Source organism: Paenibacillus sp. Y930 (assembly GCF_056786375.1).
Genome location: NZ_JBXCIX010000002.1, coordinates 683112 through 699850, shown reverse-complemented (window position 1 = coordinate 699850; position 16739 = coordinate 683112). Strand labels below are relative to the sequence as shown.

The window sequence follows — 16739 nt, the reverse complement described above, 5'->3', positions numbered from 1 at the left end:
CATTCTATATCTAGTATCTCAAAACGGCAAATGAAAACTTGTAATGAGCTACTAAGCTAGCTACAATCATACTAATTAAATCAGTTAATATCACTATTATTTTTCATTATAATCATTCAATAAGAAGGGGATATCGTTATGAGCAAATTTCAATTAAATAAACAACTTTCACTAGGTGTATGCTATTATCCTGAACAGTGGCCACAGCATTTATGGGCAGATGATATGACACGTATGAAAGAAATGGGCATTTCGATTATTCGTATCGCTGAATTTGCATGGTCAGTCTTCGAGCCGTTAGAAGGAAAGTTCAGCTTTGAGCTATTCGACAAAGTTTTGCAACTTGCCAAGGAACATGATATGAAAGTAATTATCGGAACGCCAACTGCAACACCACCTGCATGGCTTACCGAGAAATATCCTCAAGTACTCAATGCAACGATTGAAGGTCATCTATTACAGCATGGATTACGACGTCATACGAATTATTCAAGTACAATATATCATCAATTTTGCGCTATCATTACTACTAAACTAGTAGAGCATTATCGTACCCATCCTAATGTGATCGGCTGGCAAATCGATAATGAATTTAACTGTGAAATCGGAGAGTTCTATAGCGAAGCTGATCATGTCGCTTTCCGTCAATGGGTAGAGGCTCGTTATATAACGCTCGATGCATTGAATGAAGCTTGGGGTACAACGTTCTGGAGCCAAACCTATTCGAGCTGGGAACAAGTATATCTTCCACGTCTAGTTCCAGGTGGTCGACAACCGAATCCGCATCTTGCACTTGATGAAAAACGTTTTATATCTGATAGTGTCATTGCTTTCGCTCGCATCCAAGCAGATATTATTGCCGAGCTTGCACCGCATCAGTTTATAACGACAAATGGATTATTCGGACATTTGAACAGTCATCAATTAACTGATCAATTACTCGACTTTTTCAGTTACGATTCTTATCCGCAGTTTTCTACTATTTTTAATGATCCAAACGAGGAAAATCCTTTGGCTGATCGAAGTTGGAGTCAAACGCTTAGCGCTGTTCGTTCTATCTCATCGCAGTTTTGCATAATGGAGCAGCAAGCAGGTCCAGGTGGCTGGGTGAATAAGATGGATATGCCATCGCCTCGTCCTGGTCAGTTACGTCTTTGGAGCTATCAATCAATCGCACATGGCGCTAATATGGTCGTCTATTTCCGTTGGCGGACAGCAGCGTTCGGGCAAGAAATCTATTGGCATGGTCTCAATGATTATAGTAATAAACCAAATCGGCGTCTTGCTGAAGCTGCTAAAGTCGGACAAGAATTACAACATATTAGTGATCTACTTGCGCCTACTACTTATGAAGCAAACGTTGCCATTATGCGTGACTATAATAATGAGTGGGACGGCGAATATGATGTATGGCACGGACCATATGGTTGGAAGAGCAGTAAGGAATGGTATAAGGCTCTAACGCGAAAACATATCCCGACAAACATTGTATATATGGAAGAGAGTACTAATTTAGAAGAGCTACAAAAATATCAACTTATAATCTATCCCCATCCTGCCATTATGAGTGCTGCTACAGCTTCATTATTAGAGCAATATGTGGAGCTCGGAGGACAAATTATCTTTGGCTGCCGGACTGGCTATAAAGATACTCGCGGTCATTGCTATATGCTACCATTCCCAGGCGTAGCCTCCAAATTAACTGGCATTGAGCTTGAGGAATATACCGTTATAAAAGGGACAAGATCAGCACCATCTATTAAGCTTTTGAGCAATGGCAACACAGTAGCTACACAGCATTTCAATGAAATTATTGAGCCTATTTCAGATGACGTTGAAGTACTTGCTACATATGAGGATGATTATTACGCTGGTAAGCCTGCATTAACTCGACATCGTTACGGTAAAGGGTTTGCTTGGTATTATGGCTCAGTATTCAGTGAGCAGCTTGCTAATGAAATATTATCATTATTACCCCAGGTACATTCGCCAGCAACTTGGTTACACTTACCTGCTGAGGTTGAGCTTGCTGTTCGTAGTAATGAGAGCAGACGCATTTACATACTATTGAATTATAGTGAGCAGTCCATGTCAATTCAGCTTGATGAGCAGAAACTCAATCTGCTAACGAATGAAATGATCGGTGGTCTGATCGAGTTAAAAGGGTACGATGTGTTACTATTAGTAGAGGAAGTTCAAAACATCCACTTGTGATCACGATGTATTTGCTAACGTAGCTTAATCGACATCGAATATGTTCCCCCATCGAAAGCCTGCGTGTGCTCACGTACACAATACGTACGCTGTGCTACTCGTTTCCGCTGTGGGGCATCTTCTTGGTGCTGACAAGCGAATGTTTTGAACCTTTATTTTAAGCGGAAGTTCAATTAGCAGACTTTGATAACGAAGTGACGCAGGAAGCTTAATCCACATTGAATTGAAAGCTAACAATCGAGGAAATGTAGGTCTTGAAAGGAGTATTACCATGTTTACACTTCAAGAAAAGCAATTTTTACTGCAATTATTGAAGAGCAAGACACGCTGGAGTTGGTTCAATCGCAAGAAAAAGCAAGCGATGCAGCAAGAGTTGATTGAGAAGATTGAACAAATGATACGCAACGAGCAGGTCAACAAAGCCCGCTTGTGATCACGATGTAATGCTACGTAGTGGAAAGAACTAATCGTTCGTGGAAAAGCGATAGCGGTCGTTTTTGTCCTCGGATTTATTCTGCTTGTACCATTACGATAAATCCGAGGACAACGACGATTGGAACAACGATTGGTCATCGTAGCGTCACACTAGCATCGCTCGAACAACAATTGGTCATCCCAGCGTCACACTAGCTAAAGCTACAACTTCAACTAGATTTCACAGCAGGAGGTTTCATGAACGGTAAAACACATTTGGCGATCGGAGCTACGATTGGAGCAGCTTGTACTTTGTACTTTTCACCTGCCCAGCAATTAGACTCTGTTGTCGCATATATCGGGGTAGCAAGCTTTTCGGCACTAGCTGCTGATCTTGATGGCCCTAGTATTTTAACAAGGAAATTAACAAAGATAAGTCGGAATCTTCATCAGTTTACACTAATCGGTGGTATCGCAGGGTTAGCTTTTTCACTTTACTTATGGCTATCCACTTCTGCCTTCTCGCCATTATGGATCGGTGCATCTGTTGCAGCTATACTTATCGGATTAATCGTTAATCGCAGCGCTATGCGAAATGCATTGGTAAGTATTATCGGTGCAGCACTTGGAGTTTACGGAATTTCGGAAAGCTGGTATTGGCTCATTGGGCTCGGTCTATTTACTGTTATTGCTCCTTGGCTCAAACATCGTGGACTAACTCATACAATATGGATTATACCTTTATGGGGACTAATGGGATATGGGTTAGAGCAACAGTTAGCAGTAGACGGACTAGGCTTAACAGCTGCGCTAGGTTATCTTTCACATATTATCGCTGACATGCTGACACCCGCTGGCGTACGGTGGCTATATCCGTTAACGAAGAAAAAGTTCAAACTGAAATTATAATTTTGATGATAAACAACTAATATAGATTACTTTATATGTAAAAGGAGCAGTCCTCAGATTATCGAGAACTGCTCCTATTTATAATGGCTAGAGACGTTAAACATCACAAACGCCTATTTTCCCCGAATCTTAAAGTGCATTCAATGTTTCAGTTAATACTGGAACGATTTGAGATTTACGAGATACGACACCTTTCAATAGTGCAGTGTTGTTATCAAGTGTTACGTTATAAGCTTTTTCTACAGCAGAAGCTTGCTTACCTAGTGCTAGTGCAACGGAATCATTGTTAAGAATATCCGTTGTAACTAGTAAAAATAGATCAAGACCTTTTGCTTCGATAATTGCTTGAAGAGCTGGCTCAAGCTCAGCTTGGCGAGATAGAACATCGTTCGTATCTACAGCATTAACTTGTGCGATTTCTACTTTATAGTTACCCATAGAGAACTCTTTAGCATCTAGGGAAATTAATTGTTGAATTGTTTTATCACTTAGGTCTGCACCTGCTTTAAGCATCTCAAGACCATATACTTGTGGGTCAACACCAGCGATAGCTGCAAGCTCATTAGCTGCTGCAACATCTTGCTCTGTACAAGTTGGAGATTTGAATAGTAGCGAATCAGAAATGATAGCTGAAAGCATTAGACCAGCCACTTCTTTCGTTACGGCTACACCGTTTTCTTTGTGAAGCTTATTAAGAATAGTTGCTGTGCAGCCTACTGGCTCAGCACGGAAATATAGAGGAGCACTAGTCTCAAAGTTAGCAATACGGTGATGATCGATAACTTCAACAACACGTACTTGATCGATATCATCAGCACTTTGTTGACGCTCATTGTGGTCAACAAGAATAACTTCACTTACTTCATTAGCAACAGTTGCTACATAACGAGGAGCTTCAACTCCGAAATAGTCCAATGCATATTGAGTTTCACCGTTAACATCGCCTAAACGAACAGCTTCAACGTCTGCACCTAGCTTAGTTTTCAAGTCAGCATATACTAATGCTGAAGTAATAGTATCCGTATCAGGATTTTTGTGACCGAAAATTAAAGTTTTTGACATAGTTTTTTAACTCCTTCAATTTTTCATTGTCTTCTCGATATTCTTCATATGTAATTGAAAAATACATCGGAAGCATAATTAGTTATTCTAATATTATAAGTGCATTCTGACTTACAAGCATCTAAAATATATTATACTATCTTTTCCACATTATTCCTAGTACTTTACTATGATTATTTTCCCTATTTTTGTGTGATAGTATTTTGCGCAATATTAAAAAAGCTAAAGCCCTGCATAGGTACACGATGCAAGACAATAGCTTATTCATATTTATACTAATTACGCACGATAAAATTGCTCAATCGTAGTAGCAATCGCCGCTTTGTCACCCGCAATACGAGTTTGGCGTTGCGATTGATTGAATAGCGCTTGAATCTGCTCTGGGTACTCTTGCTCAATTCCACATAATTCAATGGCTTCATTGAATTTAGCAGGATGGGCAGTAGCAAGAGAAATCGTAATTTCACCTTTAGCAGCACATTGATTGGCAGCAGCAACACCACATGCACTATGAGGATCTAGCAAATAATTCGTCGATTCTTTGTAATCTGAAATCGTAGTAAGACATTCTTGACCTTGAACACCATATGCCGCAAATTCAGCTTGAACTTTAGCAAGTGCTTCTGGAGAAATCGATATTTCACCTTCAACTTTAAATTGCTCCATAATTGAAGTAATAAGCTCAGCATCTTCACCGAGCACATAATATAAGTAGCGCTCGAAGTTACTTGCTACTTGAATATCCATAGACGGACTGTATGTCATACGGAAATCACCAGGCATATATACTCCTTCGTTAATAAAACGCTCAAGAATATTATTTTCATTAGTTGCCAAAATCAATTTATTAATAGGTAGTCCCATTCGTTTAGCTAAATATCCCGCGAAAATATCGCCGAAGTTACCCGTTGGCACACTAAAGTTCACTTTAACTGAACCGGCTTCTTTGGAAACTTGGAAATATGCATAGAAGTAGTATACAGTCTGTGCAAGGATACGGACAAAGTTTATCGAATTGATTGCAGCAAGTTTGTTTTCAGCTTTAAAATCAAGATCAGCAAACAATTCTTTAATAATTCCTTGGCAATCATCAAAATTACCATCTACAGAAAGATTCAATACATTATCTTCTTTTACCGTCGTCATTTGCAATTCTTGAACTTTACTTACTTTACCATGCGGATGAAGAATACATATTTTGATGCCATCTTTACCACGCACGCCTTCAATAGCAGAAGCACCAGTATCACCTGATGTTGCACCTAGAATATGGATTTGGACACCTTGTTTTTTCGCTACATAGGAATAGAACTGTCCCATGAATTGTAATGCAATATCTTTAAATGCAAATGTAGGACCATGGAATAACTCCAATAAATATAACTCATCAGAGAGCTTTTTCACTGGTGTTACTTCTGGATGACGGAATGTGCTGTAACTTGCCGTTACTAATTCCTTCATATCATCTGCCGGAATTTCATCATTTGTGAAATGCGAGAATATTTCAAGCACTAGCTCTGTATAGCTTAGCTTACTCCAAGCCTGTAATGTTTCTTCAGAGAAAGTTGGGATTTCCTTCGGAATTAGTAAGCCACCATCATTAGCAAGCCCCATCATGAATGCATCGACAAAACCAATACTACCAACGTTACCTCTTGTACTAATGTACTCCATTATCGTACCTCCTAAAAATTTTTATTGCCTCAATGAACTACTTCCTCGCTATAAAAACTTGCAGCGGAAGCAATAGTCTATTTCATTGCTTCTTATGTGAAAGCATAAGCTATTGTACTAGAATTCACATTTACGTGAGGTGCGACGTCAATCAATATTAATATATGCTGACGACTTCAATTCACGCACCTATATTGTATACATGCATACATCTACTACTAGCATTTTACCATCGTTTGACCAAAAAATGAATGTTCAATTTGTTTAATGACTTTTTATTCAATTGCAAGTAATCGTGAATGGTAATAATTTCAAGATCGCATTATTGCAACATTATGCTTGCTTCTGTCGTTTGATTCATATAACTCAATACTATTCTAACATAACAGGTGACTACTTATGGTTTTTAGCAGTTTATTATTTATTGTGTTCTTTCTTCCTACCGTTCTATTTCTTTATTATATTTGTCCGCCGAAGTTTCGCAATTGGATTTTGCTTATTAGCTCCTTTATTTTCTACGCATGGGGTGAACCGATCTACATAGTCCTTTTGTTAGTATCAACGACAACTGATTTTTGGCTTGGTAAATGGATTGGAAATACGCAGCGTGGTGAGCGTTCACGCAAAATGTTGCTTATTGTATCCATTGTGATTAACTTAGCTGTTCTATTGTTTTTCAAATATGCAGGCTTCCTTATTGAAAATGTGAACAATGTACTAGGCACCAATATTGCCGAGCTCGATCTACCATTGCCGATCGGGATATCATTTTACACCTTTCAATCGATCTCATACATAATTGATGTGTATCGACGTAAAGTCCAGCCGCAGCAGCGTTGGGTTCCGTTCGCAACCTATATTGCACTCTTCCCGCAGTTAGTTGCTGGACCAATTGTTCAGTACAGTACCATTGCGGCACAATTACAAAATCGTAAATTCAACGAAGCTCAATTTGCCGAAGGTATACAACGTTTTATTCGTGGGCTTGCCAAAAAGGTACTGCTTGCCAATAATATTGGTTTACTTTGGGATCATATCCAGTCGCAGCCAACGGATGCCATGTCGATATGGTTAGCTTGGCTCGGTATCATTGCATTCGCCTTCCAGATTTACTTCGATTTCAGCGGTTACTCGGATATGGCAATTGGACTTGGACTTATGTTTGGCTTCCGCTTCAATGAAAACTTTAATTTACCTTATCTAGCTAGAAGTATTACAGACTTTTGGCGGAGATGGCATATTTCACTTAGTAGCTGGTTCAGGGATTATGTATATATTCCACTCGGTGGCAATCGACAAGGACTGTGGAAGCAGCTTCGCAATATAATGATTGTATGGGCACTTACTGGAATATGGCATGGAGCAAGCTGGAATTTTGCCTTATGGGGTATTTATTTCGGTATCGTCTTAATTTGTGAAAAACTATTCCTATTAAAATGGTTAACTCGTTTGCCACGCTGGCTACAGCATAGTTATGCGATCATTTTTATTCTTTGTGGCTGGGTACTGTTCGTGTTCGAAGATATGACAGCGATGGGGAAATATATAATGTCAATGCTTGGCATGCATGAAGGCTCAGTATGGATTAGCAATGAGTTATTATTCCAGCTTCGAAATTATATTGTATTATTAGCGATACTCGTTATCGTATCAATTTCACCAAAAATTAAGCTATGGAATCGATTTACGCAAGCGACTAGTGGGCAGGTTGTTATCTGGGCAATTCATATGCTCTTGCTATTCATATCGATTGCGTATTTGGTAGACGCCAGCTTCAACCCATTTCTATATTTCCGCTTTTAGGGGTAGTTCAAATAGCACGAACATTTTGCCTATTCTTTCGAAGTACTTTTCTTTGCATAGACGCTTTACTTCAAGTAAGAAAAGTTTAAGGAGTTACAACGATGACTAACAAATGGAATGCTAAATTATATATTATTGGATTTACGGCGATGCTTGGAGGGTTATTGATATTATTTCTAGTCTCGCCAAAGGGTAGCTTTTCGCAGTTTGAAAATCGAACGCTACAAAGCAAAGTGACGTTTAGCTGGGACGCATTAATGGATAAATCGTTTGCTGAAGATACAGAGAAATATCTTTCTGACCAATTTCCATATCGTCAGCAATGGTTTATGGTTAAATCAATCGCTGAACAAGCTCGCCTAATGACTGTTAATAACGGAATTATTCATGGGGATAATGGCTACTTATTCGAACCGATGAAAGAGCCTGTTTGGGGAGATGTGGAAAAATATGTGGATAGTATTAACAAATTCCAAGTTAATTTCACTAATACACATATGTCTTTGCTATTAGCACCTACTTCCGTGGAATTGTATCCACAATATTTGCCGAAATGGAGTAGTTCTTTCTCTCAGCAGTATACGAACGAGTCAATTCAAACGCATTTATCCACAGATATTAATTTCATTAATGGAATTGAAGCACTTCAACCTCATATCGCTGATGAAAAAATGTTATATTTCCGTAACGATCATCACTGGACGAGCTATGGTGCTTATTACGCTTATGTGGAATATATGAATAGCCTTGGCATCGAGCCTATTGCTTTGGATGAATTACAGCCTACAACGATGTCGACTAGCTTCCTTGGCAGCTATGATACAAAGGGACAATTTTGGGGATCACAGCCTGATGAGCTTGTTGCTTTCACTAGCCGCTGGTTTAGTTCACATATGTTTATTGCTGATGATGAATCAACTAGTGATTCGTTGTACTATGATAGCTTCCTCGAAGTCAAAGATCAGTATAGCTATTATCTCGGTGGGGTTCATGCACTAATGACGATTACGAATGAACCGATCAATGGACAAACGAAAAAAGAGCCTGAAATTGATAAATTACTTGTCATTAAAGATTCTTATGCCCATAATTTTATTCCATTATTAGTGAACCACGCTCGTGAAATCCATGTTGTCGATCTACGTTATTATAACGGCTCGATGAAAGACTATATGGAGCAGGAACAATTTGACGAAGTACTACTACTATATAATACGCCAACATTTATTACGGAGCGCAGTTTGCTTAATTTGAAATATTAATTTGAACGATCTATTTAGAATAGCTCTAACTGCTCAACGCTCTGTCGTATTGCATCCATTGGTTGCTGGCCGTCAGGGCGTTGTTGCCCTAATAACGTCATAAGCTGCTTAGCATTACCGGCAGCATGTCCACCTGAGTTATTATTGAATATGACATAGACATCTTGACTGCCTTGCGACAACTGTTCTAGCCTCGGTAACCATTCCATTAACTGCTGCTCGCTATAATTGTACAAATATCTTACTTCACGCCACTTTTCATCTCCTGTATCGTTCCAACCACTTTCATTGCGACCATGTAATCTTACCATCGTTATTTTCGCATCCGTTGACTCAACTATCATCGGAACACTACCATCACCAGCTTGCGGTTCATCACAAACAGTATGAATCCATTGCTCATCCTTCATAAATTGAATTGTCTTCTCGCGCATCTCATTCTTAAACCAGCTTAGATGTCGAAATTCTAACGCACAGGAAATGTTGCCCATTAACTTTTTCGTTGAACGAAGCACCATCACATGCTTAGTCATGCAATCAAACCAAGGTGGAAATTGAAATAAGACGCATACCAGCCGGTTTTGCTCGATTAGAGGCTGCAGCATTGCGATAAATGAAGCGAACATTTCCCCTCGTTTGGAGGCAATGCCAGTGCTTCTTCGTTGATGTCCGGTCATTCCTTGATAAGCTTTCACAATAAATTTGAATTGAGGCGGAGTTTGAGCTAGCCATAGACTCATCCGTTCAGCTGATTGGATAGCATAAAAAGTACTATCGATTTCAACTACCTCATAGTGATTACTATATAACGCTAGCTTATTTGTACTGTTCGCACCTTTAACATATAGTGAATCATGATCTCCCCAGCCACCAAGTCCTATATAGATACTCATATCATCACCTCATACTAATAATTATTATTTTTATTAATAAGGGCTCAACCTCATAATAAGTGCTTGACTGTTTAAATTTGTATACGTAAGCGGACATCAGGTACGTTATCGGCATGATTGATCATTTTTAAGATAGCTTTGGCCCCTTGGTACACGTGTAAATAACAAAGCCAAAGTAGCCTTAATGTGCGCTGGATGGGGCTACTTCGGCACATCCGTATATCCATTCATATTTCGTCAAGCGCTGGTTTTGGTTTTGAGCCTTATTAAGATACAGCAATTGCTACTCCAACATAAAAACACTCTATTCTTGCTTATTACTTTAGCAAGAGTAGAGTGTTTTTTCAATATTGGACGAACCCATTAATTACTTGTTAAAGCACTAAGCAGATTGCTTAGTTCCTTCACCTTTAGCATGCTTATTGTTAGATAGTATCCAACCAAGCACAGCGATTCCAATAAGTACGATATAGAATGTTAACTTCCAGCCCGTTGATTCTGCAAAATCATGAGAGATTACGCCAACAGCCTCATGAGCCAATGTATGAACAGCAAGCTTAATACCAACCCAACCAACAATACAGAATGCCGCAATTTCAAGACCTGGACGACTTTCAAGTAATTTAACAAACATATTTGCTGCGAAACGCATAATAATTACGCCGACTAGTCCACCAAGGAATATGACGATGAAATGACCACCATCCATACCACCTATTTTCGGTAAATTCGTAGCCGGTAAAGATACAGCAAGTGCAATGGCTGCCAATATCGAATCAATCGCAAAAGCAATATCTGCTAATTCTACTTTTAATACAGTAACCCAGAAGCCACTTCCTTTTTTCTCTTTTTTAGGCTTCGTTGAATTTTTTCCGTGAAACCATAATTTTCTTAGTATATGGTTGAGTGCAATAAAGAGTAAGTACAATGCTCCGATTGCTTGGACCTGCCATATATCCACCAAGAAAGAAATAATAAACAATGATAAAAATCTAAATACTAATGCGCCAAACAACCCGTAAAACAATGCCTTTTTGCGTTCTTCTTCTGGTAAATGCTTTACCATAATTGCAAGTACGAGTGCATTATCTGCTGCTAATAAACCTTCTAATGCAATTAGAATTAGTAAAACTGAACCATACTCAAAAAAAATTGACCAATCCATCGTATTCCTCCTAGATTTGTTATTAACTATTGAATAAGCGTCAATTTCCTTTCAGCACATAAAAAAAACCTTTGCCAAAATAGGCAAAGGTCTTGCAAACAACGATTATTGCATTCGTTGCCAATAAAACCGGAGATTTCTCTCGTGATGACGATTTTATTGTAGTAGCTACTCCCCTTTGGAGGTATATGCATATGAAATTTTACGACCTATCTCTTTCTATACGAGCCTTTGTTCATAAGGGTTTCATTTTTCCCAAAAAAATATTATGATTATTCCGATGGAGGGAATACATATGAATCAAATCATTACAGAACTTACTGAAGATCAACTTCACCAGATGGCATCCATAGAAATCGGACGAGTCGCCATACTTTTTACATCACCGTTTTGCGGGACATGTAAAGTAGCCTTAACGATGCTACAAATTGTACAAGCAGTTGGCGTTCCATATTCACTTTATCAAGCAAATATTAATTACACACCATATTTCCGTGAATTATGGCAGCTACGCAGTATACCAGCACTCGTCCTTATTCATAATGGTAAAATGATCGATGTTGTCTATGCGATTCAATCCGTAGACGCACTCTATGCGAAATTACAAATTAATTAAACTACAATCGTTCAACCTTGTAGCCTTGCGCTTCTAGTAGCTTAATAATACTATCAGAGCCAGCCATATGAAGCGCACCTGCAATGACAAAATATGTTTTCGTCTCAGTTCCGTTCAAATAACCTACAACTTTATCTGCCATACCTTTATTACGGTTAGCAAGCATACCATTGTAGTAATCAAGCTCTTCCTTTTTCAATGATTCCGCCATACTATCTAGCGGCTCAATATCTCCCGCTTTCCAAATATTAAGGAGATAGTCAGAACCATTATTCACATCATAGCCTAGTTCAGCATATCGAATCATCTTAAGCGCATTTTTCAATGCTTCTTCTTCATATTCGTCAGAGAAGCTACTTAACATTTGGTATTGTAAATAAGCTGTTTCTAATTCTAGATTAGGTATTTTTCTGTCTTGAGCTGACTCTAAGAAATAAGTATCAATACCGTAGTCAGGACTGATTTTCTCATCCTCCGGAATTAAATCTTCAAGTATCATATTAACGAGCCAAACTTTCGTCTGATCAACTGCTTCCATATTAAAGCCTTCTTTTTTCGCCAAAACAACTATCTTCGCATATGTTTCTGGAGATATATGATCTTTAAGTGTCGTACCATCTTCATAATATATCAATTTGTCGATAGCTTCTTCTTCTTCTTTCGTTAACTCTTTATTAGTATCCACTTCAGTTACCACAACATCTGATGCTGCGAATGCCTTATTAATTTCAGCTCTTAATGGATATAATGCTTCATCGCCAACATGGATCGAGCCTAGTAGATATACAGTATTTCCATTGTGTTCAGTCTTCCATAAAAATCCTTGAGAAGCTAATTGATCTTCTATCGTATCTTCATCCGTTGTTGGATTCGTTGCTGGATACATATCCGTTAAATAGATCGAGTTACTCTCTTTCTTCCATTCCATATTCAATAATGTAATCGGTTGTAATTCTCTAAGTGGGGCATAGGTCGTATAATTACGTTGAATAACATCTAGCTTGTCGACGATAATCTCGCCATATTCAGAAACTTTATTTTTTTTCAAATCAATAGTAGATTTAAAACCTTCATATGAAACTATAATAGTTTTCTGTTTATCCGAATAGGATACATTATAGCCTAGCTCTTCGAAATAGCTCCGCAATGGTATGTATGTTTTACCTTTTTCAATAAATGGAGCTTCCGTTAATGATAATTTTTCTCCATTATAATAGACCGTTGCGTTCGTTGAACTCGCTGCTTGAGCTGGTAAAGCGATTGTGAAAATTAGCAAAAATGAAAATAAAACAGCTAAACTTTTTTTCACTAGTCTCTCATCTCCAAATCATATATTTGTAGCAATGCTAGCAAACATCGTACCATAATTTGGTAGCATGATCTAGTGTATAATATCAACGCTACGAGTACTAGTAGCTGTTCCACTAGCAATTAGTTCTCGTAGCTACTGCTTGGCTTAGCGCACTTCTTGAACCACTCCAAAGCGAAATAGTCTTTTCAACACAGCAGTTCCAATTACAACAATTCCCGCTCCTATCATACCACCAGCAGTATTCAGAATAAGATCGTCTACGTCGAAGGAACCCATTGCTAGTATTAATTGTAGGCTTTCTAGCATTAGGCTAATTCCAAATGATATGAGAATAGATAATGACCATCGCTTCGTCACCATCAAACTAATTAAAATACCAGTTGGGATAAAAATAGCAATGTTGCCATACAAATTCATAAATTGTGACATGCTTAGTTGAAGTCCAAGACTTGGTGTTATCGTATCGAAAGGTACAAGATTAGCCCATTTCCATCTATTAATAATGATGTCTGGATGCTCGTATGTATTTTTTGCTTGCTCTATTAAAGTCATCAGCGACACTGGACCAAATTTGAATAAAATAATTTTCAATAAAACGAATAAATTGATGATAAAAAGCGGAACTAACAGCATTTTTCGCAACACCTTTATTGTCCTCCTAACTCTAACGTCACGATAATCCCATTGCTATTATCTCCTGAAATAGTATAGCTTTTATTTGTCGGAACTTTAATCTGCAACTCTTGTTCAAACTCATAATAGTTAATCAAATATTTCTTCCCAGCAATTGTTGTTTGCAAATTACGATTTTCTCTTACATATTGCAAATATTCTTCAAGCACCCAACGCCGGTCTTGCATAATGACACTATGTGGAACTCCCACATAACGAAAATGCCAAGGCTCATATTCAATTCCCGTAATATCGACTTTATCCTCGGGATAGCGTAATATAAAACCAAAACGAGCAGCATTTTCCCTTAGCCATTTCCCTTCAGGTGCATCCTCTATCTTGCCTACTAATGAACCGATGTCCAATGATAATCCGATATTATGCTCGCTATATCCCGCTGGTAAAGCGTATTGAGAACCCATTTCATTATATAACGAAGCTTGCTTCTCTTTATTTCGATAGCCACTATTCAATATTAAATGTGTTATTCCATCTTCTTGCGCATCGTCAACCATATTTTGAAAGTTGCGAATGACTAATTCTGATAGCTTAATATCGTCATTATCAAGCCGATATCCGCTAGTATATTGATCTTCTTTCACAACAAGGACGAGATCATCAACTAAGCCTTCATCGCGTAGCTTATAGTCTTTGTTAACGAGAATTAAATTCCCCGCATATTTCATTTCTTCATCTACAGGCATAAGCTCATATCCATCTTGTTGTAATTCATTATTATACGGTTTAAGCTGCACGCCACGTTCCTTGAAACCAACAAATAGATAGATTAGCACTGCTGCTACGCATGATAATACGATTGCTTTCTTCATTTCTAGCTTCCTCTCATTACATTGTTCATCTATCATAACGAAAGGATATTAATAAAAAAGATGGGGAAATCTTAAGTATTTCTTAAGTTTCCAATCCTATGGGCAATATTACTGTAAATTGTGTAGCGGTAACCTCACTTTGCACGCTAATCGTACCGCCATGCTGTTCGATAATGTTTTTCGCAATATATAAACCTAGTCCAGTACTACCTTCTTGTTCTGTCCGAGCACGATCCCCACTATAGAACATATCAAATAGAAACGGGAGCTCTTCCTGAGGAATATAACTACCGTAATTTTTCACGATAATTTCAATATGATCATCAAATATTTCCCCTTCAATATCGACGTATTTCCCTTCATGCCCATACCTTGCTGCATTAGTAAACAAATTTTCAAAAACACGCGCGAGTAGTTCCCCATCGCCATTTATTTGAACAACTGATGGTAAGCTTAATCTCGCCTCCAGCTGATGTGATTCGAAGATAGGATATAATTCCTCCGTCAACTGAACAAGCAATTGAATGAGATCAAGCGGCTTTTGCTTTAATGAAAGATGACCATAGTTCATTCTAGTAATTTCAAACAACTGTTCAATAAGTGTTTCTAATCGCTTGGACTTTGTATAAGCGATCATCGTATAATGCGTTGATGTTTCTTTCGCTAACTCTTCATGCTGTAAAATGTACTCCAAATACCCGATAACTGAAGTAAGTGGCGTTCGTAGATCATGAGCCAAATTGAGCACAAGCTGATCTTTACTGCTTTCGGCAAAATCACCTCGCGTTACAGCTTCTTGAAGCTTCATTCCTGCACGATTAATGTCTTCAGCAATAATTTGAAATTCATCGCGTGACGCAATAACAACCTGCTCCGAAAATTCACCATTGGCTAGATGATGAATACCACGGGATATAGATCTGAAATAGCCCGAATACGGGATCGTCAGTAGATAGAACATTAAAATAGCTAACGGAATAAAAACAATAAGGAAAAAGTTCACATCGCCAACATTTAGTATCCATTTTCGCCACAATGCTATAGTGTCTTCAGCGTATACATAATTATGGTAGTAATATTGCATCCCCCGGTAAATTCCATATGTAATAATGGCCGACGTTGCAATACTGAGCATGAATAATAAGAGCATTTTAGTTCGAAAGCCTTTAATTGCTCTACCCATTAAACGTATACCCCACTCCCCATATTGTTTTAATCCATTGATCCTTGTCTTTTCCAAGCTTTTTGCGAAGCGTACGAATATGTACCATTACCGTATTGGCACCGTCCTGATACGACTCCCCCCATACTTGAACGAATATATTTTCTATGCTAAACACCTTTTTTGGATGCTGCGCTAAAAGATACAAAATATCAAACTCTTTGGGAGTCAGCTCGATCACTTGATCATACAACGTAACTATTCTTGTAGAGGGATCGATTTGTAAGCCACCTTGTATAAGCAACTGGGATTCCTTTCCCGTCAAGCTTTGGTTAAGCTGTGTATATCTTCTAAGCTGCGCATTCACTCTTGCTACTAATTCCATCGGATTAAATGGTTTGGTCATATAATCATCAGCACCCATAATAAGTCCAGTAATTTTATCCATGTCGGATGTTTTAGCACTTAGAAAAATAATCGGCATACTATACTTCTCTCTTATTTTCCGCGTTAGCTCCAGACCATCTAGTAGTGGCATCATAATATCTAATATAATGAGATCAATTGATCGGGACATAATGATATCTAAAGCTGCCTGTCCATCATATGCAAGTATCGTTTTATGTCCCTCATGCTCAATATGCATCGCTACTAATTGAGCAATTTCTTGATCATCCTCGGCAATAAGTATCGTAGACACGATCATTCCCCTCTTTCAAAGCTTGTTACTAACAGTTGCCTTTGCTGTAAT

Annotated in this window: 15 protein-coding genes; 6 read left to right on the top strand and 9 right to left on the bottom strand. The window is 38.3% G+C overall.

All coding sequences use genetic code 11. The annotated features are described in order from the left end of the window. Positions 1-138: 138 nt before the first annotated feature. The 3 genes from AC1TO5_RS08435 to AC1TO5_RS08425 all read left to right on the top strand — a co-directional run bounded on the left by AC1TO5_RS08435 (position 139) and on the right by AC1TO5_RS08425 (position 3537). A complete protein-coding gene (locus AC1TO5_RS08435) occupies positions 139-2214 on the top strand; it encodes a beta-galactosidase (protein WP_482062347.1) in 2076 nt (691 codons plus the stop codon). A gap of 271 nt (positions 2215-2485) precedes the next feature. After that, a complete protein-coding gene (locus tag AC1TO5_RS08430; protein ID WP_482062346.1) occupies positions 2486-2647 on the top strand; it encodes a hypothetical protein in 162 nt (53 codons plus the stop codon). 239 nt (positions 2648-2886) lie between these two features. Continuing rightward, the gene (locus AC1TO5_RS08425) at positions 2887-3537 is read left to right on the top strand and encodes a metal-dependent hydrolase (RefSeq protein ID WP_482062345.1); all 651 of its coding nucleotides are present in this window, start codon (positions 2887-2889) and stop codon (positions 3535-3537) included. 129 nt (positions 3538-3666) lie between these two features. On the opposite strand, the gene AC1TO5_RS08420 is transcribed toward AC1TO5_RS08425, so the two are convergent. Together AC1TO5_RS08420 and thrC are read right to left on the bottom strand one after the other, a co-directional pair. Continuing rightward, positions 3667-4599 carry a manganese-dependent inorganic pyrophosphatase gene (locus AC1TO5_RS08420; protein ID WP_482062344.1) on the bottom strand — a complete coding sequence of 311 codons (933 nt, stop codon included), beginning with the start codon at positions 4597-4599 and terminating at the stop codon, positions 3667-3669. A 279-nt stretch (positions 4600-4878) separates the two neighbouring features. After that, positions 4879-6273: a threonine synthase gene (gene thrC / locus AC1TO5_RS08415; RefSeq protein WP_482062343.1), complete on the bottom strand. Its 1395-nt coding sequence runs from the start codon at positions 6271-6273 to the stop codon at positions 4879-4881. Between the two features lie 399 nt (positions 6274-6672). Between thrC and AC1TO5_RS08410 the strand changes: the two genes are divergently transcribed. Both AC1TO5_RS08410 and AC1TO5_RS08405 read left to right on the top strand, forming a co-directional pair. Beyond that, on the top strand, positions 6673-8076 hold the full coding sequence (locus AC1TO5_RS08410; protein ID WP_482062342.1) for an MBOAT family O-acyltransferase: 1404 nt from the start codon (positions 6673-6675) through the stop codon (positions 8074-8076). Positions 8077-8177: 101 nt separating this feature from the next. After that, positions 8178-9338 (top strand): DHHW family protein, encoded by a 1161-nt coding sequence (locus AC1TO5_RS08405; RefSeq protein WP_482062341.1) that lies wholly within the window; start codon positions 8178-8180, stop codon positions 9336-9338. Positions 9339-9352: 14 nt separating this feature from the next. Here the strand turns inward: AC1TO5_RS08405 and AC1TO5_RS08400 are convergent, their stop codons facing one another. Next, positions 9353-10231: a DUF72 domain-containing protein gene (locus AC1TO5_RS08400; protein WP_482062340.1), complete on the bottom strand. Its 879-nt coding sequence runs from the start codon at positions 10229-10231 to the stop codon at positions 9353-9355. 382 nt (positions 10232-10613) lie between these two features. After that, positions 10614-11396 carry a TerC family protein gene (locus tag AC1TO5_RS08395; RefSeq protein WP_482062339.1) on the bottom strand — a complete coding sequence of 261 codons (783 nt, stop codon included), beginning with the start codon at positions 11394-11396 and terminating at the stop codon, positions 10614-10616. Between the two features lie 295 nt (positions 11397-11691). Here AC1TO5_RS08395 and AC1TO5_RS08390 point away from each other — a divergent pair, with 295 nt between their 5' ends. Beyond that, positions 11692-12012, top strand: a complete 321-nt coding sequence (locus tag AC1TO5_RS08390) for a thioredoxin family protein (RefSeq protein WP_482062338.1) — start codon at positions 11692-11694, stop codon at positions 12010-12012. Position 12013: 1 nt separating this feature from the next. On the opposite strand, the gene AC1TO5_RS08385 is transcribed toward AC1TO5_RS08390, so the two are convergent. The 5 genes from AC1TO5_RS08385 to AC1TO5_RS08365 all read right to left on the bottom strand — a co-directional run bounded on the left by AC1TO5_RS08385 (position 12014) and on the right by AC1TO5_RS08365 (position 16694). After that, positions 12014-13321: a TraB/GumN family protein gene (locus AC1TO5_RS08385; RefSeq protein ID WP_482062337.1), complete on the bottom strand. Its 1308-nt coding sequence runs from the start codon at positions 13319-13321 to the stop codon at positions 12014-12016. A gap of 147 nt (positions 13322-13468) precedes the next feature. Next, positions 13469-13969: a VanZ family protein gene (locus AC1TO5_RS08380; protein WP_482062336.1), complete on the bottom strand. Its 501-nt coding sequence runs from the start codon at positions 13967-13969 to the stop codon at positions 13469-13471. A 2-nt stretch (positions 13970-13971) separates the two neighbouring features. Then, on the bottom strand, positions 13972-14826 hold the full coding sequence (locus AC1TO5_RS08375) for a M15 family metallopeptidase (protein ID WP_482062335.1): 855 nt from the start codon (positions 14824-14826) through the stop codon (positions 13972-13974). An 82-nt stretch (positions 14827-14908) separates the two neighbouring features. Next, positions 14909-16009, bottom strand: coding sequence for a HAMP domain-containing sensor histidine kinase (locus AC1TO5_RS08370; RefSeq protein ID WP_482062334.1), 1101 nt, complete (start codon positions 16007-16009; stop codon positions 14909-14911). After that, positions 16002-16694 (bottom strand): response regulator transcription factor, encoded by a 693-nt coding sequence (locus AC1TO5_RS08365; RefSeq protein ID WP_482062333.1) that lies wholly within the window; start codon positions 16692-16694, stop codon positions 16002-16004. Before AC1TO5_RS08365 ends, AC1TO5_RS08370 begins: the two co-directional genes overlap by 8 nt. Positions 16695-16739: the final 45 nt, after the last annotated feature.